This is a genomic window from Vreelandella salicampi (assembly GCF_013415105.1).
GTDB classification, from domain to species: Bacteria; Pseudomonadota; Gammaproteobacteria; order Pseudomonadales; family Halomonadaceae; genus Vreelandella; species Vreelandella salicampi.
The window spans coordinates 202,620-227,219 of record NZ_JACCDF010000001.1 but is presented as its reverse complement, the minus strand read 5'-3'; the positions used below and the strand labels follow the sequence as shown (position 1 = coordinate 227,219).

Below are 24,600 nucleotides of genomic sequence, written 5' to 3'. Positions count from 1 at the left end.
CTGAAAACACCTAGGTGTCAGGTTTTAATGACAACTCCAAGGCTCTTTCTTAGCGTTGTCTTTTACGTTCTGGTCGACGAAGCGGTAATACTCCTCCTTAAAGCGATTCCACCGGTTAGCGCTGATCTCGACACCATGGCGTTTAAGGATCTTTTCGACATCATCGATGCACAGGCGCAGCGCATCGTAAGCGAGACAGATATGCCTGTGTTTCTCGTCGTAGGTCACATGATCCATCCCATAAAGCTGATCGATATCCGCTACCGCGTCGTCAATGCGCTGACGGTCATGGGGTTGGATTTTTAAATTTCGCGTTACCAATGTGTTTTCGGAAACGCCTAAGCGATGCTCTTGATGTTTCGGTTTCATGATGATCCTCCCGCATGGTTTTAATAGTGTTTCAGTCCTTATCTGCTTTGTCGCCGTGCCCGCCGTGGTGTTTATGCATGAAAATATGCATCAGGGGGCAGACTGCTAAAAAGAGGAAGGGGAAGGCCTGAAAGAGGTGAAAGCGGTGATCTGTACCCATCAAGTAACCGACCAAAATGACAAACCCGGCCAGCGGCACCCACACCATCAGCATACGGCTAGTTTTTTGACTCATAGGCCCCCTGTAGCACTTCTGGTGTTACCTTCAGCAAGGAGGTAACGGTTGTTTGTTGATGGTCAGACGCCCTCGTTACCCCCAAACTAGCCCGTTAACCTGAATTTAAGCTGAATACACGCGCCGTGTGAGTCAGTGTTGATTAACGTAAGAACCCGTTAGAGGTTACCTAAACGCAAAAACGCCACCCGAAAGTGGCGTTAAATGTAATTCGTTTCAAAACATCAGCTTGACGCCCGCGACCATACCGGTGTCTTCGCTGCTATCGCCGCTGGCACGCGAGAAGTCGGCGGTGTCGCCGTACTCTTTTTTCCAATAGGCCCCCACGTATGGCGCAAAGCGGCGCGTCACTTCATAGCCCAAACGTAGGCCTGCTCGCACCGAGTTAAGGCCTTCGCCGACGCCAAACGCCTCCACCTCACTGGCAGCCACGGCGATTTCGGTGCGCGGTTGCAGGTAGAGTTGCTGGGTCAGGCGCACGTCGTATTCGCCTTCAAAGCTTGCGGCCACGTCACCGTCGTCGCTTACCTGAATTGCGACGTCTGTTTCAATGCCGTAGGGCATGACGCCTTGCAGGCCCACCACGCCATAAGTGCGTTCGGCGTGGTCATCGGAAAAGACACCGCCCTGGTAGCCCATGCCGCCCTGCAGTTCCCAAAAATCGGCAATCAAACGACTATAGAGAAACTCTAAGGATTCGAACTCGGCGTCTTCGCCGTCGCCTTGTACGTTCTCGCCTTCCGATTTGAGGTACACACGGTTAACGTCGCCGCCGTACCAGCCCTGGAAGTCCCAAACAATGGCGTCCTGGCCTTGATCGGGCACGCTGTACTCAAGTCGGTCGAACAGCCCCATGCCCATGAGGTGTTCCTGCGTCGGGGCGGGCCAGCTAGCGGGTGCGTCGTAGCCGTCGTCAGCGTAAATCGTGTTGGCAGCTGCCATGATAAGAACCGCGCTGACCGAGGTTAGGTAGTGCTTGGTTGGCATAAATAACTCCTTAAGAAACCCGAACAACGCGGAACATGCCGGCATCCATGTGATAGAGCAGATGGCAGTGGAACGCCCAGCTACCTTCGGCATCGGCCGTGATCAGTGCCGAGACGCGCTCGCCCGGTTTCACGTTCAGGGTATGCTTGCGCGGAATCAGCTCGCCCTGGCCATTTTCCAGCTCCATCCACATCCCGTGGAGATGAATAGGGTGCTCCATCATGGTGTCGTTGATCAGAATGAGGCGCAGGCGCTCGTCTTTTTCAAAGTGAATCGGACCTGTGACTTCGCTGAATTTTTTGCCATCGAACGACCACATGTAGCGTTCCATGTTGCCGGTAAGGTGCAATTCAAGTTCGCGGCCGGGCTCACGGCGGTCGGGCCATGGCGTAAAGGCTTTTAGGTCGCGGTAAACCAATACGCGGCGCTCGTCGGGGGCAATGCCGATACCCGCCTGGCCGTAGCGCGATCCAGGCTGTGCCTCGCCTGCCGCTAGCATGCCGTTTTCACGCGTTTTACGTTGCTCGCCTGCCATGCCGTCCATATCGGAATGGTCCATGCCCTGCATGTTGGAGTGATCCATATCCTGCATGTTGGAGTGATCCATGCCCTGCATGTTGGAGTGGTCCATGCCGTCCATATGGACGCTCATGGCCTCCATACCCCGGTCGGCAATCTGACGTCGCTCGGGAATTTCCGCCTGCATGCCTAGGCGAGGGGCCAGCGTGGCGCGGGCGTAGCCGCTGCGATCCATGGATTCGGCAAAGATGGTGTAGGCCTGATCGTCTTCGGGTGACACCAAGACGTCGTAGGTCTCGGCAACCCCGATGCGGAATTCATCCACGGGCACGGGCTGTACTGGCTGGCCGTCGGCGGCCACCACGGTCATTTTGAGGCCGGGAATACGCACATCGAAGTAGGACATCGCCGAACCGTTAATCACCCGCAGCCGTACGTGCTCACCCGGCTTGAACAGGGCGTTCCAGTTTTCTTCGGGAGAGTGGCCGTTTATCAGGTAGGTGTAGGTACTGCCGGTGACATCGGCAATATCCCGCGAACTCATGCGCATTTTGGCCCACATGCTGCGCATCTCGACCGTATCGGCCAGGCCGTTTTGGCGCATGTCGGCAAATAAATCGGCAATCGTACGCTCTTGAAAGTTGTAATAGCCTTCCATGGTTTTGAGGTTGCGAAACACCGACATGGGGTCTTCAAACGTCCAGTCGGTGAGCAGCAATACGTGCTCGCGGTCGTAGCGGAAGGGCTCCCGCTCGGCGGCGTCGATAATCAATGGTCCCGCATGCCCTAGCTGTTCCTGAACACCGGAATGACTGTGATACCAGTAGGTGCCGTTTTGGCGCACGGGGAAGCGATAGGTAAAGGTTTCACCTGGTGCAATACCCGCGAAGCTCACGCCCGGTACACCGTCCATTCCCGGAGGCAGAATCAAGCCGTGCCAGTGGATAGAGGTGGGCTCATCAAGCAGATTGGTGACGCGTAATACTGCATCCTGGCCTTCTTTCAGCCGGATCATTGGGCCCGGGCTGGTGTGGTTGATGCTGATAGGACGCGCTTCTTTGCCATTAATCGGCAGTGATTCACGTCGTATGGCCAACGACACCTCGGGCCCCTCTTCGACACCTTTCGCGTAGGCATTGGTATGCCCCCAGGGGTTGGACCAAGCCGGGCTTAAGCCCATGGCCGCAGCAGAGCCAACACCCAGCGCCACGCCGCCTTTCAGCACTTGTCGGCGAGACAGCGGGTGGGTGATGATGTTCGAACGCGTCATGTATAATTTCCCTCGTTGATGAATACCGTCATCATGAGGGAGTAAGCTGAATTGACGCTGAAAAGCGGCTAAGCCGATGTGGCAGTGGTTAATGGCAACGTGGTGACCACCCGCAGGCCGCCTAGCGGGCTGCGCTCAAAGTGGTGATTGCCGCCGTAACGCGCGACCAGCTGCGCCAAAATGGCAAGCCCCAAACCATAGCCGGGTTGGCGTTCATCCAGACGGGTGCCGCGCTCGCCTAAGCGCGTCATATCGCTTTCGGAGACACCGAGACCGTCGTCGTCAACCATCAGCGTGAGGGATTCGGGTGAGACACTGACATGGCAGCGAACCTCCTCGGAGGCCCATTTGCCGGCGTTATCCAGCACAATGCCCAGCATTTCAGAAAAATCGTGGGCGTCGATGGGTACTTGGTCACGCGTATCAATGGCCTGCGTTAGCTGGAATGTTTGCTGCGGATACAGGCTACGAAACATCTCTACCAGACGCTTACTGTCGCGGGCGAGATGCGTCATGCGACCGGCGTGGGGCCCAGCAATGCGCGAACGGCGTAGCTCGGCGTCCAGCTGCGTATTAATGTCTTCGATTCGCAGCAGCAGTTTTTGTCGGCGGCTATCGTCAATCGGCCTTCCGCCTCTGAGCACCTGAGTGATCGCCGCCAGTGGTGTTTTGAGCGCATGGGATAGGTTGGCAACGGATTCCCGCGAGCGCTGCAAACGCAGATCGATGTCATCCATAAAGCGATTAAGCTGTGCGACCAAGGCATCAAGCTCGGCGGGGGCGGTGAGAGAGAGTCGCTGGCGTTCACCGGCTTGCAAGGCCTGCAGCTGGCGGCGCAATTGCCAAAGCGGTCTTAACCCACGGTTGACGGCCACCATGTTGAGCGTGACCAGCACCGTGAGCAGTACCGCCGCGATGCCACCTACCCACCAGTGCAGGGTGGCAAGCCCCGTCTCCACCTGAGAAAAATCCTCGCCAATCAGTAGCACGCCGCTAACGTCCTGCCACTCAAAGTGGCTACGATACACTAGCAAATGGTGTTCACCGCGCTCCACTTCGATCAGCGCGTTATCTTCATCGTTGAGTAGCGGGGCAAGTTGGCGCTGCCATTCAGGGTTTGAGGCGCTGATCACGCCATCAAGACGTAACACGTAAAGGTGATGAAAGACTTGGTAGCGTTGGCTTAAAGAGGCGAGCGAGGCCGGCACCGCCAAACGGTCTTGTTCCAGCTGTGCCACCGCGTGATCGGCTTCGCGCTTGAGGCGTTCACCGAGAAAGTCTTTGGCAAGGTTTTGCAGAAATACCCCGTGTAATAACCAGGTTAGGCCCACCACCAGTAGCGCTACACCGCCGAGCCAAGCCAGCAAGCGAAAGCGCAAACTGCGCTGATCAATGTGAAACAAACATATACCCCTGGCCGCGCCGCGTCTGAATAATCGATTTGCCAAGATAACGGCGCAGTCGCCCAACGTAGACCTCGACCAAGTTGGGCGCGGCGGCGTCCTGCTCCAAGGCGTAGAGCTGTTCCAGCAACCGATCTTTGGAGTGTATGCGGTCGGGGTGGTGCATCAGGTAGCGCAGGAGACGAAATTCCGTGGCGGTTAGCGAACGCCACGCGGTCTCTTGGGTGCAGACGCGCTGGCTTGCCTCGTCCAAGGATACGCCATTGAGTGTAATCACTTGGGATAACTGCCCCGATTGCCTGCGCAAAAGTGCCTTTAAGCGTGCCAGCAGTTCGGCTTCGTGAAAAGGCTTGGTGAGGTAGTCGTCGGCACCGGTTTCCAGCCCAATCACCTTGTCTTCCCAGGTATCGCGTGCGGTAAGTATCAAAATCGGGGTGGCGTGTTTTTGCTTGCGCCACTGCGAAAGCAGCTCAAGCCCTGAGCCATCGGGGAGCCCAATGTCGAGAATGACAAGGGCATACTCCTCGGTTGTCATGAACGACGCAGCAGCCTTAACCGAGGCAGCCACGTCGACCAGGTAACCGTTGTCTTTCAGGCTCTCCGCCAGGGTTTCAGCCAGCAGGTCGTCGTCTTCTAACAGCAACAGTTTCATCGCATCTTCACAGGTTGATTTCACCGTACATGCCGGATTCATAGTGTCCTGGAATATTACAGGCATATTCAAGGCGTTCGACGTTTTCAGGGGCTGTCCAAACCAATGTCTTGGTTTCCCCCGCTTTGATGCTCACCGATGGCATCTGCCCACCATGTTCGCTTTCGGCCATATCGTGACCACCGTGGCCGTGGCCTTCAGTCATTCCTTGCATCATTTCACGGTGCGCTTTTTGCGCGGCTTTATCACCAATCACGAACTCATGCTCAAGGTTTCCCGTATTCGTGATGTCAAATTGAACGGTTTCGCCGGGTTCGATGGTCATTTCCTCCGGTTCGAACCACATATCGCCCGCTTCGACGCTGATGGTTCGGTCAAAATCCAAATTGTGGACTTCATTTGAATTGTCTCCGTGCCCGAGGCTGGCCCAAGCAGTGGTGGTAAGCGTGCCAAGTGACATGCTGAGTAGGCCTAGTATCAGATAGTGAGTACGCATGGGTATCAACCTTGTTATGGAAGTGGATCAGTTTTTATAACGCGCTAACCTGAAACAGGGCTGAAAACGGTGAGCAAAAAATGACCTGTGACAAAATTAAGATATTGGGGTTTGTTTTCCCTTGACCGTTGGGCTACCTATAAGTTGTAGGCTTATAACGGAAGCTAACTCCGCCTTCTTCCATATGAAAAGGCGGTTTCTCGACCCGCAATACGATGAGAGGAAATACCATGGTTAAGCATAAGAAGATCGTTGCTATCGCGCTGGCTGTAAGTCTCGGCGCCGCAAGTAGCGCCGCCTTCGCTCAAGGTATGAACCAAGGCCAAGGCGGCATGGGGTCCGGCATGATGATGGGCGGCCAAGGCGGCATGGGGTCCGGCATGATGATGGGCGGCCAAGGCGGCATGGGTCCTGGCATGATGATGGGCGGTCAAGGCGGCATGATGCCTTGCCCCGTGATGGGTGGCATGGGGCCGATGCCAGGCATGGCCGGAAAGCTCGACGAGCAGCAGATGAACACAATGCGCGAGATGCGCCAGCAGCACCGCGCTGCCCAACTTGAGCGGATGGGTGAAATGATGAATCTGCGCGATGAAATGATGCAAATCATGCAGGCCGAGCGCCCTGATCCGGAGGAAGTCAAGGCGCTGCATGGTCAAATGGCCAATCTACATGGCGACATGATGGCCGATAAAGTGCGCCTGCATAATCAAATGCAAGATTTACTGACCAGCGAGTAGCGCAGAAGGAGACAAGTATTATGCGACGTATGACCACCACGCTTTTGCTATCGGGTTCCATGCTATTTGGGGCAGTGTCTGCCCAGGCGGCTCTGCCGGCAGAGGCAACACTGTATAAAAATCCTCAGTGTGGTTGCTGTGATGCCTATGCACGTCACCTTGAAGCCCAAGGTATCGACGTGGCCATTGTGGACGACGTTGAACTGGGCAATGTCAAGCTGCAAGCGGGCGTGCCCTATGGCCTAGGCTCGTGCCACACCATCGAGCTAGGGGAGTATTGGATTGAAGGCCATGTGCCGATGGAAGCCGTAACGGCGATGTTTGACCAACAACCGGATATTGACGGTATTGGTTTAGCCGGAATGCCGATTGGTACACCGGGTATGCCGGGGCCGCAAGATGCCCCTTACGAGGTATACGCGTTTACAAACCAGGAAGATGCGCCGTTTATGACGCTTTAAACAAGGTGACAAGCCCCCAGCCGTAGGCTGGGGTTAGCGCCTGGCTACAGAATTCCGACAGCGAATCCGACAAGGGCCAGGGCGCTGAGCAGGGCTGCGCCCCCATAGGTGACACGCTTGTTCAGGTGCTCTTTACCCAGTTTTAGGTCATGCAGGCCATGGCGGATTCGGTGGGCCGCATGGAACAGCGGCAAGCAGATCACCACACCGATAAATATCAGCCCTGGTAGGCTAAAAAGCATGGATCGAGCGCGATCAAAACTCAGCGCTTCAGGCGCAATGATGCCGGCTGGGATGAGTAGGGCGATAAACAGGATCGCCGCTGGCACGAACACCGCAAAGCAGACCCCGCCAGCGCTGAAAAGGCCCCACCAGATGGGCTCATCGCTTCTTTTCATGTTCTCGGATGTATCATTATTCAACGATGTACCTTTATTCATCACAGCCCCCTCATGAATATCCAAGCCGCCAGTATCATCACCACTACCACGCCAAACCATTGTCCAAGGACCATGAGGTTCGGGGGAAGGGCGCGACCACCTACCCGTAATGGCATGACGCGCGGGAACAGTTGGAAAAACGTCCAGGCGTGAAACAGGCTGGCGATAAAAGCTAACGCATTGACCGCGATCACCAACGGATTTTGCATAAACCGCAGCCAGCCTTGCCAGCTTTCCGCTCCTTGCAGCAGGCTAAACAACCCCACCAGCAGGCAAACGAGAAAGAAAACCAACGGTAGAACGGTCGCTTCCCTTGCCATGTATTTCTTGAAGTAGGGGTGTTTCAACCACCAGTTACGCTTCAGTTCAGGAAAGTAGCTTGTTTGCTTAGCCATGACACTGCCCTCTAACCTTTGAATATACCGATCAGCATGTCTTTCGCCGACTCGACCTTGCCCTGGTTCACTGCGGCTGCCGGGTCGACATTTTTCGGGCAGACTGCCGAGCAGAAACCCACGAACGTACAGCTCCAGACCCCTTCCTCGCGGCTCATTTGTGCCATGCGCTGCTTTTTGCCCTGGTCACGGCTATCCAGATTATAACGATGCGCAAGCGTCAAGGCGGCAGGCCCCAAGAATTCAGGGTTTAGGCCAAATTGTGGACAAGCCGAATAGCACAGGCCGCAATTGATGCAGCCGGCAAACTGCTTGTACTTTTCCATCTGCGCCGGGGTCTGCTTGTAGGTTTGTGTGCCTTCTTCGTTGTCATCGATGAGCCTGCTGTCATCAATGAGATAGGGCTGCACCGCGGCGAGGTGATCAAGAAACGGCTCCATATCGACGATCAGATCCTTCTCCACCGGGAAGTGCGCGAGCGGAGCAATTTTCACCGGCCCTTCGTACTCGCGCAGAAAACTATTGCAACCCAATTTGGGCGTATTGTTTATCATCACGCCGCAGGAGCCACAAATCGCCATGCGGCAAGACCAGCGATAGGTCAGGCTGCCGTCGAGTTCTTCCTTGACGTAGTTCAGCGCGTCAAGAATAGAGGTGCTGTCGTCGAAGGGCACATCGAAGTCCTGCCAATAAGGAGCGTTTCCCTGCTCGGGCAGATAACGTTGGATACTGAGTTTTTTGGTCATCATTGCTTGATTCCTTTGCCAGCATCGCCATAGGCGCGTTCAGCGGGGGCGGACAGATGGGTATCGACGTCCTGCCAATGCAACTGGGCTGGCCCTTCAGCGTTGAAAAAGACCTGGCTGTGCTTCAGGTAATTGACATCGTCACGTTGCTGAAAATTTTCCTCGAGCCGCTTGTGAGCGCCGCGTGACTCCTTGCGCTCGAGCGCCCCCAGGCAAGTCGCTTCGGCAATACCCAGGCCGTGGCCCAGCTCAAGGCACTGCATCAACTCGGTGTTATAGGCCTGGCTCTTGTCCTGCAGGCGAATATTGCGATAGCGCGCCTGTAGATTGCGAATGGTCTCAAGGGTGTCTTGCATCCCTTCAGCTTCTCGATAGATGCCGCAGCCGGTTTCCATGCTCAACACGAGTTCGCGCTTGAGCTCGACCCAGTTTTCCTCGCCTTGGGCATCGTAAAGTTGCGCCAGTCGAGTCTTCTGGGCTTGGGCCTGTTCCTCTAGGGCAGGGCTATCGGCAAAGGCTACCGTTGCCGCGCGCTGGCTGGCCTGTTCTCCCGCCAGGCGACCGAAGACCAGCAGCTCGGAAAGGGAGTTTGAGCCCAGGCGGTTGGCGCCGTGAAGCCCCACGGAGGCACACTCGCCGGCTGCATACAGACCTTTGATGCAGGTCTCGCAATTGGCATCGGTTTCTATTCCGCCCATGGTGTAATGCACCGCCGGGCGAATCGGGATGGGCTCCTTCACCGGATCGATATTGATGAAAACATTGGCCAGTTCGCAGATGAAGGGAAGGCGTTCGTGCAGATAATCCTTGCCCAGGTGGCGCAGGTCTAGATAGACCACGTCGCTGTCGCCGAACTTGCCGGTTCGCCCCGCTTGCTGCTCCTGCCAGAAGGCTTGGGATAACTTGTCGCGCGGCCCCAGCTCCATGTATTTGTTCTGCGGCTCGCCTAGCGGTGTTTCCGGGCCGAGCCCGTAATCCTGCAGATAACGATAGCCATCCTTGTTCACCAGGATGCCTCCTTCGCCACGGCAGGCCTCAGTAATCAACACGCCGGAACCCGGCAGCCCGGTCGGGTGGTACTGGACGAACTCCATGTCCCGCAGGGCAACGCCATGACGAAAGGCCATGGCCATGCCATCACCGGTGACGATGCCCGCATTGGTATTGAAGCGGAACAGGCGTCCCGCCCCGCCTGTCGCCAGGATCACCGACTTGGCGCGCAGCAGGGTCAGTTCGCCAGTCGCGATCTTAAGCGCAATGACCCCGGCCACCGCGCCGTCGACGACCGCGATATCGAGCACGAAATATTCGTCCAGGCGTTCGATTTCTGGATACTTCAGCGAGGTCTGGAACAGGGTGTGGAGCATGTGGAAGCCGGTCTTATCGGCGGCAAACCAAGTACGCGCCGTTTTCATGCCGCCGAAGCGGCGAACCTGCACAGAACCATCCGGCTTGCGACTCCAGGGGCAGCCCCAGCGCTCCATCTGCACCAGCTCCCGATGCGCGTGGCGAATGAAGTAGTCAACGACACCTTGTTCGGCCAGCCAGTCGCCGCCGGCAACGGTATCGTCAAAGTGCGCTTGCAGGGTATCTTCATCACTGGTGACGGCGGCAGCGCCCCCTTCCGCCGAGACAGTGTGAGAGCGCATTGGATAGACTTTCGAGAGCAGCATAATGCGCTGCTGGCTGTTCTCTTTTCGGGCACTCTCAGCGGCGGCGATGGCGGCACGTAAGCCAGCGCCGCCGCCACCTACGATAACAATGTCAATATCCTGTTGTTGCATGGCTCCCCCCGTGATCGACGCTGGCCAGATCAGATCAACTGAACCGCTGGTCATCAAAATTGTAGGCTACTCAGAACAGGATAAGGCTTCATCTGGAACAGGTGTTGGAAAGAGTGGGTTACCTTGATTAGGATCAACTAGCACTTCCTTTAGGTAGCCTATTCTCATTATTCCAAGGGCCGAACTGGAAGCATCACTATGACATCTCGAATGAAGCTGCTTGCACCGCTGATCGTGGCCATCATTGTGGCGCTATTGCCCGTGCCCGATGGGTTGCCGCCTCACGCTTGGTATTTCTTTGCGATTTTTCTCGGCGTCGTTATTGGGCTGATTTTCGAGCCATTGCCGGGGGCGGTGATTGGCCTGATCGGTGTTGCCGTGGCGGCGTTGCTGGCACCCTGGGTACTGTTTTCTCCTGAGCAATTGGCTGCACCCGGCTTTAGTTCGCCTGGGCGCGCATTTGCCTGGGCGGTGTCGGGTTTCACTAACTCGGTCGTATGGCTAATCTTCGGCGCCTTCATGTTTGCTCTCGGCTACGAGAAGACTGGGTTAGGGAGGCGGATCGCGCTGTGGCTGGTCAAGACCATGGGGCGACGGACCCTGACACTGGGGTATGCGGTGATGCTTGCCGACGCGGTGCTGGCGCCGTTTACGCCATCCAATACCGCGCGTAGCGGTGGCACCATCTACCCGGTCGTTCGCAACCTTCCTGAACTCTATGACTCCCACCCGAACGACGCGAGCAGCAAGCGTGTCGGCAGTTTCCTGATGTGGACGGCGATCGCTTCGACCTGCGTGACGAGCTCGCTGTTCTTGACTGCGCTAGCGCCCAATCTGCTGGCTGTCGCCCTGACTGAAAGCTCAACGGGCATCCGCATTGGCTGGGGGGAGTGGTTTATGGCCACGGCCCCGGTGGGAATCCTGCTGCTGCTGGTAACGCCACTGTTGTGTTACTGGCTGTGCCCGCCTGAAGTCAAATCGGGGACTGCGGTATCCGACTGGGCGGCCGGAGAACTTGAGAAGCTTGGCGGTCTGTCCCGTAACGAAATCATTTTGCTCTGCCTGGTGGTCACCGCCTTGGCATTGTGGATCTTTGCCGGTGCGGTGGTGTCCTCGTCGCTGGTAGGGATTCTCGCAATTTGCGTCATGCTGATACTGGGCATCCTCAAATGGGACGACATCCTCGCTAACAAGGCGGCATGGAATACCTTCTTCTGGTTCGCCACGTTAGTGGCCCTGGCTGGTGGGCTCAATCAGGTCGGTTTCGTGGAATGGTTCGGCAATATGGTCGGTAGCCGCATCAGTCACTTCGATCCGATGATGGCGATGATCGCGCTGACCGTCATCTTTTATCTGTTGCATTACTTCTTCGCTAGTGTCACTGCCCATACCACAGCGCTGCTGCCGGTTATGCTAGCGGCGGCTTCCGGGATACCCGGTATCGATATGCACATGTTCGTACTCATGCTGCTGCCGACGTTGGGTATAATGGGTATCCTCACGCCGTACGCCACCGGGCCTAGCCCCGTGTACTACGGTAGTGGCTATATACCCGGCCCATTGTATTGGCGCCTCGGGGCGATTTTCGGGCTCGTGTTCCTGGTTGCCTGGCTAGCGATTGGCGTGCCCTGGCTGGCGCTGATCACTTGAGATACTGCGGGTGAGACCTTCCACAACGAGATGACGCGTTTCTTGCCCGCTTAGAGTTTCTAGCGGGCGCTGCAAAAAGCTAAGTTCGCCGATCTCCTTGCGCGAGATATACGTTGTTTCCGAGCTGCTGAGGTGCGACGAGTGGTCAATGCGTTAAACGACCGACCGTTAAACTAGTGGCTTAAATTTTTTGGTTCTTTAACGAGCCGTTTTATTAGACTGCTATTCGTTCCTTTGTTGCTGGAGAATAAAAGGAGTGGCGGAAATTCCCTCCGCCACGAGCTTTTTTGTTTTTTGCTCCTCTCCCTTCCATACTTGGTTTTGGCTTTAGTGAGATCGCTACCTTCCACTAACGGGAATTTCAGACCTTTCGATGCGCTTGCATTACACCGGGCCTTGGCCTGAAAACATTGGCTTTTTATTGTTGCCGCGCTTTTCGATGATGGCGTTTTTTTCAGCCGTTGAACCGCTGCGTATTGCTAACCGCATAAGCGGCAAAGCGCTATTTGCGTGGACGCTTTTTAGCCCGGATGGCGAGCCGGTCACGGCCAGCAACGGCATGACGCTGTTGGCGGATAAGCCCATGGGAGACACGCTGGCGCTGTCGTCGCTGGCGATATGCAGTGGCTTTGAGCCTGAAGCGCACTTAAATCGCACGCTTATCGCGTGGCTACATAGATTGGACCAAGCCGACTGTGCACTGGGTGGGTTGGATACCGGTGGTTTTCTGCTCGCTGCGTCACAGCTGCTAAAAGGTGAACGTGTAACCTTGCATTGGGAGAGCCTACCGGCCTTTCGCGAGCGTTTTCCGACGCTGGAAACCTCTGACGAGCTGTTTGAGCTGGGTGAGCGGCGCTTCTCGTGCGCAGGCGGGGCTGCGGCCATGGACATGGCGCTGGAAGTAATCGCCCGGCGACATGGTGCCAAACTGGCTGTTGATGTTTCCGAACAGCTGATTCACGAGCGACTGCGCAGTCGCAGCGACCGGCAGCGTATGACGCTGGCGCGGCGTTTAGGCACGCATAACCGTCGTTTGGTTGAGGCCGTCGGGTTGATGGAGCGCCATCTTGAGGCACCGCTCTCGCTTGCTGAAGTCGCCAAGCGTAGCGGTGTATCATCTCGTCAGCTTCAACGACTTTTCGAGCACGAGTTAGGGACGAACCCTCGGCACTGGTACCTTCAGCTGCGGCTTACCCGTGCCAAGCGTTTGCTGACGGAGACTGATATGGATGTGCTGGCGGTGGGCATCGCGTGTGGTTTCGCCTCAAGCTCCAGCTTTGCCCGTGCGTTTCGCGCTCATTTTGGCTACTCCCCGCGAGAAGCGCGCTGGCCAGCGGGATTATCGTGAAAATGTCGTTTATTGGTTGCCTAATGTCGCTTTGCGTCGTATCTCGCTGGCCGATATCGGCAAACTGAGTAAGGTGTTTCCGTTATAAAAGGACTCTCCGCATGAAAATGCTACAACGAAAGAACATCTTCTCTAGTTTATCCAAATCGACTTTATCTAAAACGGCCGGATTAACGGCGGCATTGCTGCTGAGTTCAGGTTCTGCTGTCGCCTCGCTGGACGAGGTGCGCTTTGGCGTACCGCCATGGCCTGGGGTCACCGTCAAGTCGGAAGTGGCTGCTCAACTGATCGAGGCCATGGGCTACGGCACTCGCCAGAGTGGCTTGGCCGTTAGTGTGATCCTGGAAGGCCTTACGCGTAATGACGTCGATGTTTACCTAGGTGGCTGGTATCCAGTACAAACCGAGATGGTAGAGCCGTTGGTGGCTGACGATAAAGTCGAAAAGTTGGTTTCCAACATTCAGGGTGCTACCTCCGGGCTGGTGGTCCCTCAGTACGTCTACGATGCTGGCGTCACCTCGGTGGCCGATCTGGAAGCTCACAGCGAACGCTTTGACAGCGAAATTCAAGGTATCGAAGCGGGTACCGGGATCAACACCGCCATTCTTGAGGCGATAGAAGCGGATATCGCCGGGCTAGGTGATTGGAATCTGCGTGAAAGCTCAACGGCGGCCATGCTGGCGCAGGCCGAGCAGAAGATGGCCAACGAGGAATGGGTCACTTTTGTTGGCTGGGAACCGCACTGGATGAACGTTAGCTTCGATCTGGCCTATCTGGACGATGCTGATGATGCAGGTATAGCCAAGATCGAAAGCACCGTGTGGACGATTGTGCCGGCAAGCCTTGCGCAAGAAGACCCTCAACTGCACCGCTTCTTGTCGCAGTTTGTCGTCGATATCGAAGATCAGAATACTTGGGTTCACGGCTACAGCTACGAAGATCGCCCCGCCGATGAAGTGGCTGCCGAATGGATCGAAGACAATCTGGAAATTGTGGCCGAATGGCTCGACGGCGTTGAGGCGCGTGACGGCACGCCTGCGATTGAGGCAGTACGTGCCGCTTACTAAGTCTTACCGTATGATCTAAGGTTTACCGCGCTATGCGTGACGCTAACGCCTGGCAGAAATCCTGCCAGGCGTTTTGCATTTCGGGCAGTAGGGCGTGGGCGTGTAGCGCGCCGTGAACCATACCTGGGGCGCAGCGGTAACCAACATCGGCACCGGTGTTGCGCCAGTGCGCAACGGCCGTTTCCAATGGGGCGGTGAGCGGATCGTGCTCGACGGCCAGCACTTCTAGCGCTAACGACGGTGGTGTGCTGCCTGGTGACACAGGCCGCGTGTCAGGATAGAAGGGTTGCAGCGATAGCACGTCGGCGCGACTAAGGAGTGGCGCATCTGGGCCCAACGTGTCTTCACAAAGCCCCTCTACCGGCGGATAGACCAGTCCAAGAGGTATCTTGGCGCTAAGATTTTTGGCGAGATCCATCACCAGCCGCCCACCGGCGCTGTCACCTACCATGGCAATGGGGGTAATCGCATCCGCCACCGCGTGGCAGTCGTCGAACATATCAGCGTAAGTGGCGTCCGGTGCCAGGCGATAATCCACGCTAATCACTTCATGCCCTAACTGTACGGCCAGGCTTGCCGCAATACCGTGATGGCTGCGAACCGAGCCTATCGTAAATCCGCCGCCATGCACGTATAGCACAGCGCCAGAGGCATCGTGCGGTGAAAAGCGGCGCACCGCCACGTTAGCGACCGACTCATCTCTAACGCCAAGTCCCGCTGGGTCGGGCGGAGCAAACTGCTGGCACACTGTTTCGTAGCGGCGACGCGCTTCGAGCCAGCTGGCACCTTCGAGCGCCGTCAGCCCAGAATCAAAACGTTTAATGAAACCATTGATATCCTTCATGATAATGACACTTTTGTGATCGCTTTACGTTCGTTCGAGGGAAGTCGGCTATGTGAATACTAACGGGATGGGGGGTGGCTGAGAACCACATGATTATGTTGGTGCAGAGATGCCCACTCGGCAATAAAACATAATTGATGATTGATATGTTATAATGTATCTTTTGTGCTATAGAATAGCAGGCAAATAGCAGGCAAACAGCAAAAGGAGCAATTGAAAATGATGGCATTATCACCCAAACGCATGAGCGTGCTTGTACTGAGCGCTTTGATATTGACGAGCGTACAAGGCGTTAGCGCCAACGATCATGAGCATGATCACGACCATACTCATCACGACCACGACCACGACCACGACCACGACCACGACCACGATCACGATCACGATCACGACCAAGACAGCGACATTTACGCCGGTTATTTTGATGATGACCAGGTTAAAGATCGCGCCCTTACCGATTGGGAAGGCGATTGGCAATCGGTTTATCCATACCTGGAAGACGGCACGCTTGACGAGGTTTTTGCGCATAAAGCAGCGAATGGCGACAAAACCGCCGAAGAGTACAAAGCGTATTACGATAAGGGATATCAAACGGATGTAGAGCGTATCGTCATTGACGGCAACAACGTCACCTTCTTTGAGAACGGCGAGGAGATGTCGGGAGACTACCAATACGATGGTTATGAAATTTTAACCTACCAGGCGGGCAACCGTGGTGTGCGGTTTATCTACGAGCTTGAAGAAGCATCTGATGACAAGCTTCCCCAATACATCCAATTTAGTGATCACAGCATTTATCCCACCGATGCGCACCACTTCCATCTCTACTGGGGGGATGACCGTGAAGCGCTGCTAGAAGAGGTTACTAACTGGCCAACCTACTACCTATCCAAACTGAACGGTGATGAAATCGTTGAAGAGATGATTGCGCACTGAGCGGGAATGGGAGTAAGAAAACGCTTCCAGTCTGTTCGAGTTATGACAAAGCGCTGGCTGAGAGGCCAGCGCTTTGCTGTTTAGGCCAATCCGTACGCCGGCGCATGACTCCCTGACAGGTCGCCGCGCACCACGATCCTCCCCACTGGCCGGAACCTGGTGTATTCTGCTCTTCATTATGCAACTAACGCCTCCCGACACTGCACCCGAACGCATCGGTTTTTTGCTACTGCCGCGTTTTGCCATGGTGGCCTTCTTCTCAGCCATCGAGCCGCTGCGTATTGCCAACCGCATCGGCGGTAAGACGCTGTTCGAGTGGGATCTGATCAGCCGCGACGGCGAGCCGGTGGTGGCCTCCAACGGCATGACCCTGGCTGCCAACTGCTCATTGCGACAGGCACCCTGGGTGCCCAGCTTGGCAGTATGCGCTAGCTTCGAGCCGCAAAGCAGCATCGATGACGAACTGATCGGCTGGTTGCAAGCCCGTGCCGCCGATGATTGCATTCTCGGCGGTATGGACACCGGCTGCTATGCACTGGCGGCCGCTGGGCTGCTTGATGACCAGACGGTGACCCTGCACTGGGAGTGCCTACCCGATTTTCGTGCTCGCTTCCCCAGGGTCGATGCCGTGGAGTCGGTCTACGAGATTACCGTCGAGGGCTTTTCCTGTGCGGGTGGCAGCGCTGCCATCGACATGAGCCTCGACCTGATTCGGCGCCGCCACGGCGACGATCTGGCCGCTCAGGTGCGCGACCAGTTGGTCCATGAGCAGGGCCGCTTACCGGCCAGCCGCCAGCGCGACCCGGTGGTTCCCCAAGAGCCGTTGCTGCAACGTGCCATCGCCTTGATGGAGGCTAACCTGGAATGGCCGTTAGGCATCCGTGAGCTGGCCGACGAGCTGGGTATCTCTTGGCGTCGCCTGGATCGTCTCTTTGCGCGCCATCTCAACACCTCTCCCCAGCAAAGCTATCTGGCTCGACGCCTGGATCACGCCCACTGGCTGCTGCGTAAGACGCCGCACAGCGTTATGCAGATCGCCCTGGCCTGTGGCTTTGCCTCCGCTTCCAGCTTTTCTCGCGCTTTCCGGCGCCGCCACGGCCTCACGCCGAGCCAGTTGCGCCTGCAAGCACTGTCGAATTATGCATAGTCGGCGTCGAATCCAGCCGCGAGTCGCGACCGCGACACTGGCACTCTAGGCAGTATTGCCAACGCCTAGGAGGCCAAGATGACCACCGAGCTTTCCCCAGCCACCGAACTTCCCCCCACTCCCGACTACGACGCCTGGCCTATCGAGGCTGATATCGAAACAGTTGACGTTACGCCGCGCCTGGTGACGGTACGCTGGAGCGACGGCCGTGTGAGCCGTTACCACAGCATCTGGCTGCGCGAGAACGCCGGCGACGAGACCACGGTGAACCCGGCGACCCGCGAGCGCATTCTTGATCTTTCCCGCTTGCCGGGGTGGCCGGAGATCGCCGCTGCCGAGATAGATGACACTGGCGCGCTGTGCGTAACCTTCACGCCGGAGGATATCCGCCTGCGCTTTCACCCGGGTTGGCTACGTGCCCACGACTACGATAACGCCGAGGATCCTGAGGCGCCGCTGGTGCCCGTCACGCTCTGGCACGGTGGCCCCGACGCCGCCCTTGACAGTCTCGACGCCTCAGGCCTGCTCGACAGCGAAGCGGGTAGCGCCGCCGAGGAGGCGATCCTCGCCCCAGCGCTGGAAAGCGTGCTGGGTAAAGGGTTGGTGCGTCTGCGTAACCTACCCACGCAATCTGGCTCGCTGGAGACCATCGCTCGGCGCATTGGCCCGATCCGGCCCACCAACTTCGGCCTGTTGTTCGATGTTAAGGCGAAGCCAAACCCGGACTCCAACGCCTATACCTCCATCGCCCTGCCGCCGCACACCGACCTACCAACCCGCGAGTACCACCCAGGGCTGCAGATGCTGCATTGCCTGGAGAATAGCGTGGAAGGCGGCGAGGCGGTGATGCTCGATGGCTTTGCCGTGGCCGAGGCGCTGCGCGAGCGCGATCCTGAAGCATTCGCTACGTTAACCCGGGTGCACTGGTGCTACGCCAACACCGCCAAAACCACCGATTACGTCTGGTATTCGCCGATGATCCGGCTTGACGACCGGGGTGAGTTGCTCGAAGTGCGCATTGCCGACTTCCTGCGCGGCCCGCTTCAAGCCCCTTTCGAGGAAGTTGAGCAGGCCTATGCAGCGCTGATGACGCTACAGCAGATGCTGCGCGAGCCGGGCTTTGCCATCCGTTTCACCTATGCGCCAGGCGATTTGGTGATCTTCGACAACCGTCGTCTACTGCACGCCCGGGATGCTTTCGAGGGCACCCGCGGCCACCGCTGGCTGCAGGGCTGCTACATGGAGCGCGACGAAATTCGCTCGCGCTACCGCATGGTTCAGCGCGCTGGGCGAGTAATGCGCTTGGACTCCAAGTAGGCTTCGAGCCCCGCTTGGCCCAGCTCACGGCCAATGCCGCTATGCTTCATGCCGCCCCAACTGCCTTGGGGCGGTGCTACTTGGTCGCCATTGCACCAGACGTTGCCTGCCTCTAACTGCCGTGCGATGGCCTCGGCGCGGTCAGGGTCGCCAGCCACCACTGTGGCGGCCAGGCCGAAGTCGCTGTCGTTGGCCAAGGCGATGGCCTCGGCGTCGTCGGCCACGCGGCGTGCGCAGAGTACCGGGCCAAAAATTTCCTCCCGCCACAGGCGGCTGGTGGTGGGCACCTCGCGGTAGAGGCGTGGCGCCACAAAAAAGCCGTGCTCGGGCAAGGCGTGAGCAGGCGTCTCGCTGCGTAGCCCCTCCTCCTCGGCCAGGGCCACGTAGCCCCGCACTCGCTCCTGCTGGGCGGCGCTGACCAGGGGACCCATGTCGGTCTCCGCTGCGAGCGAATCGCCCAGGCGCAACTCTGCCATGGCGGCGTCGATGGCCGCGTAAAGATCATCCGCCAGGCGCTCATGAACCAAAAGCCGACTCGTGGCCGAGCACATCTGGCCGGCGTTGTAGCAGATGCCCGCCATCACCAGATCCCGAGCAAGCGCGAGGTCGGCATCTTCGGTAACCAAAATCGGCGATTTGCCGCCTAGCTCCAGGGAGACCGGTCTTACGCCCTGGGCAGCGGCGCGCATCACTGCTTCGCCCACCGGATTGCTGCCGGTGAAGGAGAGCTTGTCGATGCCGGGGTGGCGGCTTAGCGGGGCACCAATACCCTCGCCATCACCTTGCAGTAGGTTGAATACACCCGGGGGCAGGCCCGCCTCCCTGACAATCTCCGCGAGTACCCGTTCGGGCAGTGGCGTGATTTCGGAGGGCTTGAACACCACCGTGCAGCCGGCGGCTAGCGCCGGTGCCAGCTTCCAAGCGCTGCTGACCAGGGGGAAGTTCCAGGGGGTGATCAGTCCCACCACGCCGATGGAATCCCAGTACCGACGCGCTTCAAGATCGGGTTGGCCGGTGTCTTCGACCGTTCCCTGGCGTTCTCTCAAGGCCACGGCGGCCCCAGCGTAGTAGCGGTAGCAGGCGATGGCATCTTCCAGGTCTTGGTAAGCTTCGGCGAGGGGTTTGCCGTTGTTGCGGCTGGAAAGCTCGGCCAGGGCTTCGCGACGGCTCTCAAGCCCGGCGGCAATGGCTTTCAGATACTCGCTGCGGCGGGTTTCCGCCGTGGCTCGCCAAGCGGGCAGGGCGCGCCGGGCCGCGGCCACAGCGGCATCGACGTCTGCCGGGTCGCCGCGGGTCACCTCGGCGATGTGTGTTTCGCGATAGGGGTCAAGCACCGGGCGGTGCGTCTTGTTCAAGCTTGGCACCCAGGCGTTGTTGATGAACTGTTCGTTCAGTAGCTGTGTGGAAGCGTGCATGTCGTTTTGTCCTGTTCAGCGAATAGGCAGCCAGCGGCGTTGAGTCGGTTGCATACCGGGGAAGTTAAGCTCCACAAAGCGTAGCACCAGGGTCAGTACCACCGTGGTGGCTATATAGATGCCGGCGATCAACAGCAACGGCTCGTAGACCAGAAACGTCTCGTCGCGAATAATATTGGCGGCTTGAAGCAGATCCATCAGGGCAATGGTGGAGACCAGCGGGATCGACTTGAGCAGCAGGATCATCTCGCCAGTGAGCGTGGGCAGGCAGAGCTGGATGGCACGGGGTAGCCACAGCCGGGTGAGCACCTGGAAGCCGGAAAGACCAAAGGCGCGGCCCGCCTCCAGCTCGCCCCGTGGCACGCTTTGCATGGCGCCGCGGATCACTTCGCCAGAGTAGGCGCCTACGCTTAAGATGAAGGTCAGGGCGGCGAAGCAGAAAGGGTCGCGCAGCAGTGGCCACATGAACGTTTCTTGGATGCCCGGCACGCCTTCCATCAGGTGCCCCACTCCGTAGTAAAAGAAGAACAGCTGCACCAGCAACGGGGTGCCACGCATCACGGTGGTAAAAGCCCAGACCAGCCAGGCCAGGGGCCGTGGGCCGCGCAGTCTGGCGAGTGCCACTAACACGGCGAGGAGCAGGCCGCCGACCGCAGAGACCAGTAGCAGCCACAGCGTATTGACGAAGCCCTCCCACAGGTAGCCCAGGTAGAAAGGATCGCTCAGCCAGGAAAAATCCATGTCAGGCCTCCGTGGGTTGGCCGCGGCGTACGTAACGCTCGAGGCGGGCGAAGAGTGCCGTGGAGCTTAGAGTCATCAGCAGGTAGATGACGCCGGCGGCGGCATAGAAAAGGAAGTAGGCGCGGCTACTGGCAGCGGCCTGTTGGATCGTGAAGAACAGTTCGTTGAAGCCGATCACGCTGATCAGCGCGGTGTCCTTGATCAGAATCAGCCACAGGTTGGACATGCCCGGTAGGGCGTTGGGTAGCATTCCTGGCAGCACGATGCGGTGGAAACGAGCCCAGCGCGAGAAGCCAAAGGCGTCAGCAGCCTCCAACTGGCCGCTAGGTATGGCCAGGATGGCACCGCGGAACACCTCAGTCATATAGGCACCCTGAACAAAGGCCAACACGCCAACCGCGGTGGCGAAGCCGGTTATCTGAACTGCGCCGGTCATGCCCAGATAAGCCAGCAGGGCATCCAGCGCCTGGGCCCCGGCATAGTAGAGCAAGAGAATCAGCAGCAGTTCGGGTACCGCCCGAATCAACGTGGAGTAGGCAGTGGCCAGACCGCGTAAAGGCGCCCAGGGGCTGAGCTTGGCACCGGCTCCCAACAGCCCTAGCAGTAGGCCGATGGCGTAAGCCAACACGGCGATCTGCACCGTGGTCAGCGCCCCACTCAGGATGGGGCCCGCCCAGTCGATGAGCCCCTCTGGTGTCATCGAAGTCATGGTGGTTTCTTTCCTTGGTCACGGAACCGTTAGTCGCAGAAAAGAACCCCCAACGCCAGCGGCGCGGGGGTAGAGAACAGCGGCGAACGGGGTTCAGTCGTAGACGCAGACGTCGGTGCTCAGGTACTGCTCGGAGAGACTGGCGCAGGTGCCATCTTCGATCACCGTGGTGATGGCGGCGTTAAGGGCTTCGCGCAGTTCGTCATCCTCCTGGCGCAGGCCGATACCGATACCCTCGCCGTAGGCTGCGTGGAGGGGCGCGGTGGCCTTGATCTCAAAGGCTTCCGCCTCGTCGCGATCAAGGAACTGCACCATAGCGATCTCGTCGGCGAGGATCACGTCCAGGCGTCCTGATAGCAGATCATTGTTAACTTGCTCGGCCTGGTCGTAGAGGCGGATATCCACACCGCTGTCGCGTAGCGCGCGGCGGGCGTAGGTGGCGTTGGTCGTGGCCGACTGTACGCCCATCACTAGGCCATCAAGGCCGTCGGGGATATCGAGTGCTTGGTCGCTGGCGGCGACATAGGCGCCCGGCGTGAAGTAGTAGGGGCGAGTGAAGTCGATGACCCGCTTGCGCTTCTCGGTGATCGACATGGAGTTCATGATCATATCGATGCGCCCGGCATTGAGCGAGGGAATGATACCGCTCCAGCCGGTGGGCGCGATCTCGCACTCGCGGCCCATGGCGTCGCAGAAGGCATGGGCCAGCTCCACCTCGAAACCGGTCCAGTCACCGCTGGCGGCCTTGTAGGTGAAGGGTGGATAGGGCTCGCCGGAGATGCCCACCTTGAGGGGCTCGGCGGCCTGGGCGGTGTGGCCGAGGGTAAGCGCGGTCACGGCGGTAGCCATCATCATCGGGAATTTCATGGACTTCTCCTGTCATTATGGTGTGTGGAGCTATCAGGCCGCGGGCGCCATGAACTGGCGACAGCGGGGATCCGCGAAGACGTCTTCCGGGGTGCCCGAACAGGCGATTTGGCCCTGATCGAGATAGACCAACTGATCGGAGACTTCTCGGGCGAAATGCATTTCGTGGGTGACCAGTAGCATGGTGCGACCCTCGTCGGCGAGGCCACGGATCACCCCAAGTACCTCGTTGACTCGCTCTGGATCCAACGCCGAAGTGGGCTCATCGAAGAGCAGCAGACGCGGCTCCATCGCCAGGGCTCGGGCAATGGCCACCCGCTGCTGTTGGCCGCCGGAGAGGAAGGCGGGGTAGGCGTCGCGCCGGTCGGCCATACCTACCCGCTCCAGGTAGTGCTCACCCAGGGCGGTCGCTCGCTTGCGGGAGAGCTTCTTGACCCGCATGGGCGCTTCGATGACGTTGCCGAGCACTGTCAGGTGGGGCCATAGGTTGAACTGCTGGAAGACCATGGTGACTTTGGCGCGCAACCGTTGCAGCTGGCGACGGTCGAGACCGATGATGTCGCCCTGGGGATTGCGGTCGAAACGAATCGCTTCATCCGCAATCGCCAGTTCGCCCTGGTCGGGACGCTCCAGCAGGTTCATGCAGCGCAGCAGGGTGCTCTTGCCCGAGCCGCTGGCGCCGATGATGGAGGTGACGGTGCCTTCGGGTACGTCGAGAGAAACGCCCTTGAGAACCTCTAAATCGCCAAAATGTTTGATCAATTGGTTGGCCACCACCGCCGGAGCGGTGGAGGAGCGGGGACGAAAAGCGTGTTGAAGTGATGATGTCATAGGCAATCGGCCTCCGAAGCCGGGGACGGTGACAAGGCATGCGGATCGCTCTCGTCGCGAGCGCGCTCCGCGCAGGCCGCTAAGCGGCGGCTGGCCGCGGCGAGGCGCTCGGCCTCCACGGTCAAGCTGAGGCGCACAAACCCTGCTGCTGAAGGTCCGAACGCCTCGCCGGAGAGCACCGAGATGTTCTCCTCTTCGAGCAGACGGTCAGCAAAAGTCTGGGAAGACAGTCCCGTGGCGCGAATATCCACCATCAGAAACATCCCCGCTGGCGGGCGGATAGCGGTGACTACCGCACTCTCGGTCAGGGCCTCGCAGACGGCATCGCGGCGTGCCCGATAGACCTCGCGCATCTCGTTTAGCTCGGTGGGCGGGGTCTGCAGGGCCTCGCAGGCGGCGTCCTGAATAAAGTCGGGGCAACCGTAGAGCATGCACAGCGCCAGGTGGGTGAGGTGCTCAATCAGTGCCTTAGGACCCAGTACCCAGCCCAGCCGCCAGCCAGTCATGGCGTGGGACTTGGATAGGCTGCTGACGATCACGCTGCGCTCGGCCATGTCGGGCAATGTGGCGGGGCAAAGGTGCTCGCCCTCGAAGATCAGCTCGGCGTAGACTTCGTCGGCGATCAACCAGAGGTCGTGTCGCCGGCATAGTTCGGCGATGGCCTTCCAGGTGTCGGCATCGATCAGCTGGCCGGTGGGGTTGTGGGGGCTATTGAGCAGTATCGCCCGGGTGCGTGGCGTGATGGCTGCCTTCAGGGCCGCCGGGTCAAGGCGAAAGTCCGCCTCGCCCTTCAATGGCACCTGCACCAGCTCGGCGCCGGTGGCGCGCAGTACCGCCTCGTAGGTGACATAGCTGGGCTCGGGCACCAGCACTTCGTCGCCGGGATCCAGCAGGCACTGGGCGGCGGCGTAGAGTCCGCATTGGGCACCGGCCATAACGATAACGTTGTCTGCGCCTACATCGAGACCCTGGCGGCGGTAACCGTCGGCGATGGTCTGTCGTAGCGCTAGCTTGCCCTGCACGTCTGGGTAGTGGGTGGCACCACCTCGCAGGCTGGCCACGGCGCTTTCAACAATCGGTACTGGGGTGGCGAAATCCGGGTCACCTACCGAGAGCACCGTGATGTCCTCGCCAGCGGCCTGTCGGGCCAGGGCGCGGTAGTGGATATCCCAGGCCGCAGCGCCTTCGCCAGCGATGCGCTCGGTCAGTCGTGAATAGTGCATATGGCTCT

At 58.5% G+C, this 24,600-nt stretch carries 26 protein-coding genes; 8 read left to right on the top strand and 18 right to left on the bottom strand.

Annotation, left to right across the window (positions count from 1 at the left end; translation table 11 throughout):
- Window positions 1-24: 24 nt before the first annotated feature.
- The 7 genes from HZS81_RS01090 to HZS81_RS01060 form a co-directional block, all read right to left on the bottom strand.
- Window positions 25-369 (bottom strand): cation transporter, encoded by a 345-nt coding sequence (locus HZS81_RS01090; RefSeq protein WP_179928705.1) that lies wholly within the window; start codon window positions 367-369, stop codon window positions 25-27.
- A gap of 31 nt (window positions 370-400) precedes the next feature.
- Window positions 401-604, bottom strand: coding sequence for a DUF2933 domain-containing protein (locus HZS81_RS01085; protein ID WP_179928704.1), 204 nt, complete (start codon window positions 602-604; stop codon window positions 401-403).
- A gap of 216 nt (window positions 605-820) precedes the next feature.
- Window positions 821-1,591 carry a copper resistance protein B gene (locus HZS81_RS01080; protein WP_179928703.1) on the bottom strand — a complete coding sequence of 257 codons (771 nt, stop codon included), beginning with the start codon at window positions 1,589-1,591 and terminating at the stop codon, window positions 821-823.
- Between the two features lie 10 nt (window positions 1,592-1,601).
- On the bottom strand, window positions 1,602-3,380 hold the full coding sequence (locus tag HZS81_RS01075; RefSeq protein ID WP_179928702.1) for a copper resistance system multicopper oxidase: 1,779 nt from the start codon (window positions 3,378-3,380) through the stop codon (window positions 1,602-1,604).
- Between the two features lie 68 nt (window positions 3,381-3,448).
- Complete coding sequence (locus HZS81_RS01070; protein WP_179928701.1) at window positions 3,449-4,783, bottom strand: ATP-binding protein; 1,335 nt, start codon at window positions 4,781-4,783, stop codon at window positions 3,449-3,451.
- Window positions 4,770-5,435 (bottom strand): response regulator transcription factor, encoded by a 666-nt coding sequence (locus tag HZS81_RS01065; RefSeq protein ID WP_179928700.1) that lies wholly within the window; start codon window positions 5,433-5,435, stop codon window positions 4,770-4,772. The genes HZS81_RS01070 and HZS81_RS01065 overlap by 14 nt, the downstream gene beginning before the upstream one ends.
- A 7-nt stretch (window positions 5,436-5,442) precedes the next feature.
- Window positions 5,443-5,895: a cupredoxin domain-containing protein gene (locus tag HZS81_RS01060; protein ID WP_241697333.1), complete on the bottom strand. Its 453-nt coding sequence runs from the start codon at window positions 5,893-5,895 to the stop codon at window positions 5,443-5,445.
- A gap of 266 nt (window positions 5,896-6,161) precedes the next feature.
- Between HZS81_RS01060 and HZS81_RS01055 the strand changes: the two genes are divergently transcribed.
- On the top strand, window positions 6,162-6,671 hold the full coding sequence (locus HZS81_RS01055; RefSeq protein ID WP_179928698.1) for a periplasmic heavy metal sensor: 510 nt from the start codon (window positions 6,162-6,164) through the stop codon (window positions 6,669-6,671).
- Between the two features lie 20 nt (window positions 6,672-6,691).
- Window positions 6,692-7,132, top strand: coding sequence for a DUF411 domain-containing protein (locus tag HZS81_RS01050; protein WP_179928697.1), 441 nt, complete (start codon window positions 6,692-6,694; stop codon window positions 7,130-7,132).
- A gap of 44 nt (window positions 7,133-7,176) precedes the next feature.
- Here the strand turns inward: HZS81_RS01050 and frdD are convergent, their stop codons facing one another.
- The 4 genes from frdD to frdA are packed head-to-tail and all read right to left on the bottom strand — an operon-like array spanning window position 7,177 to window position 10,497.
- Entirely contained in the window at window positions 7,177-7,572 is a 396-nt protein-coding gene (gene frdD / locus HZS81_RS01045) for a fumarate reductase subunit FrdD (RefSeq protein ID WP_179928696.1), read from the bottom strand.
- Window positions 7,572-7,967 (bottom strand): succinate dehydrogenase/fumarate reductase transmembrane subunit, encoded by a 396-nt coding sequence (locus tag HZS81_RS01040; protein WP_179928695.1) that lies wholly within the window; start codon window positions 7,965-7,967, stop codon window positions 7,572-7,574. Before HZS81_RS01040 ends, frdD begins: the two co-directional genes overlap by 1 nt.
- 11 nt (window positions 7,968-7,978) lie before the next feature.
- Window positions 7,979-8,713 (bottom strand): succinate dehydrogenase/fumarate reductase iron-sulfur subunit, encoded by a 735-nt coding sequence (locus tag HZS81_RS01035; RefSeq protein WP_179929016.1) that lies wholly within the window; start codon window positions 8,711-8,713, stop codon window positions 7,979-7,981.
- Window positions 8,713-10,497, bottom strand: coding sequence for a fumarate reductase (quinol) flavoprotein subunit (gene frdA / locus HZS81_RS01030; protein WP_179928694.1), 1,785 nt, complete (start codon window positions 10,495-10,497; stop codon window positions 8,713-8,715). The genes HZS81_RS01035 and frdA overlap by 1 nt, the downstream gene beginning before the upstream one ends.
- A gap of 198 nt (window positions 10,498-10,695) precedes the next feature.
- On the opposite strand from frdA, the gene HZS81_RS01025 reads away from it, so the two are divergent.
- The 3 genes from HZS81_RS01025 to HZS81_RS01015 all read left to right on the top strand — a co-directional run bounded on the left by HZS81_RS01025 (window position 10,696) and on the right by HZS81_RS01015 (window position 14,562).
- Window positions 10,696-12,147, top strand: coding sequence for an anion permease (locus HZS81_RS01025; protein ID WP_179928693.1), 1,452 nt, complete (start codon window positions 10,696-10,698; stop codon window positions 12,145-12,147).
- Window positions 12,148-12,520: 373 nt separating this feature from the next.
- Window positions 12,521-13,495, top strand: a complete 975-nt coding sequence (locus tag HZS81_RS01020; RefSeq protein ID WP_179928692.1) for a GlxA family transcriptional regulator — start codon at window positions 12,521-12,523, stop codon at window positions 13,493-13,495.
- A 107-nt stretch (window positions 13,496-13,602) separates the two neighbouring features.
- Window positions 13,603-14,562 carry an ABC transporter substrate-binding protein gene (locus HZS81_RS01015; RefSeq protein ID WP_179929015.1) on the top strand — a complete coding sequence of 320 codons (960 nt, stop codon included), beginning with the start codon at window positions 13,603-13,605 and terminating at the stop codon, window positions 14,560-14,562.
- Window positions 14,563-14,584: 22 nt separating this feature from the next.
- Here HZS81_RS01015 and HZS81_RS01010 read toward each other — a convergent pair whose 3' ends face one another.
- Window positions 14,585-15,406, bottom strand: a complete 822-nt coding sequence (locus tag HZS81_RS01010; protein ID WP_179928691.1) for an alpha/beta hydrolase fold domain-containing protein — start codon at window positions 15,404-15,406, stop codon at window positions 14,585-14,587.
- Between the two features lie 219 nt (window positions 15,407-15,625).
- Here HZS81_RS01010 and HZS81_RS01005 point away from each other — a divergent pair, with 219 nt between their 5' ends.
- The 3 genes from HZS81_RS01005 (at window position 15,626) to HZS81_RS00995 (ending at window position 18,806) form a co-directional block, all read left to right on the top strand.
- The gene (locus HZS81_RS01005; protein WP_179928690.1) at window positions 15,626-16,342 is read left to right on the top strand and encodes a metal-binding protein ZinT; all 717 of its coding nucleotides are present in this window, start codon (window positions 15,626-15,628) and stop codon (window positions 16,340-16,342) included.
- A 178-nt stretch (window positions 16,343-16,520) separates the two neighbouring features.
- Window positions 16,521-17,489, top strand: a complete 969-nt coding sequence (locus HZS81_RS01000; RefSeq protein WP_206679522.1) for a GlxA family transcriptional regulator — start codon at window positions 16,521-16,523, stop codon at window positions 17,487-17,489.
- 78 nt (window positions 17,490-17,567) lie between these two features.
- Entirely contained in the window at window positions 17,568-18,806 is a 1,239-nt protein-coding gene (locus HZS81_RS00995) for a TauD/TfdA family dioxygenase (protein WP_179928689.1), read from the top strand.
- Here HZS81_RS00995 and HZS81_RS00990 read toward each other — a convergent pair.
- The 6 genes from HZS81_RS00990 to HZS81_RS00965 all read right to left on the bottom strand — a co-directional run bounded on the left by HZS81_RS00990 (window position 18,767) and on the right by HZS81_RS00965 (window position 24,592).
- Window positions 18,767-20,221 (bottom strand): aldehyde dehydrogenase family protein, encoded by a 1,455-nt coding sequence (locus HZS81_RS00990; protein ID WP_179928688.1) that lies wholly within the window; start codon window positions 20,219-20,221, stop codon window positions 18,767-18,769. The genes HZS81_RS00995 and HZS81_RS00990 overlap by 40 nt on opposite strands.
- A 15-nt stretch (window positions 20,222-20,236) precedes the next feature.
- Window positions 20,237-20,962: an ABC transporter permease gene (locus HZS81_RS00985; protein WP_179928687.1), complete on the bottom strand. Its 726-nt coding sequence runs from the start codon at window positions 20,960-20,962 to the stop codon at window positions 20,237-20,239.
- 1 nt (window position 20,963) lies between these two features.
- Window positions 20,964-21,671 (bottom strand): ABC transporter permease, encoded by a 708-nt coding sequence (locus tag HZS81_RS00980; protein ID WP_179928686.1) that lies wholly within the window; start codon window positions 21,669-21,671, stop codon window positions 20,964-20,966.
- 93 nt (window positions 21,672-21,764) lie between these two features.
- Window positions 21,765-22,538 carry a transporter substrate-binding domain-containing protein gene (locus HZS81_RS00975; RefSeq protein ID WP_179928685.1) on the bottom strand — a complete coding sequence of 258 codons (774 nt, stop codon included), beginning with the start codon at window positions 22,536-22,538 and terminating at the stop codon, window positions 21,765-21,767.
- Window positions 22,539-22,571: 33 nt separating this feature from the next.
- The gene (locus HZS81_RS00970; RefSeq protein ID WP_241697331.1) at window positions 22,572-23,369 is read right to left on the bottom strand and encodes an ABC transporter ATP-binding protein; all 798 of its coding nucleotides are present in this window, start codon (window positions 23,367-23,369) and stop codon (window positions 22,572-22,574) included.
- Window positions 23,366-24,592, bottom strand: coding sequence for a pyridoxal phosphate-dependent aminotransferase (locus HZS81_RS00965; RefSeq protein WP_179928684.1), 1,227 nt, complete (start codon window positions 24,590-24,592; stop codon window positions 23,366-23,368). The genes HZS81_RS00970 and HZS81_RS00965 overlap by 4 nt, the downstream gene beginning before the upstream one ends.
- Between the last annotated feature and the right edge of the window lie 8 nt (window positions 24,593-24,600).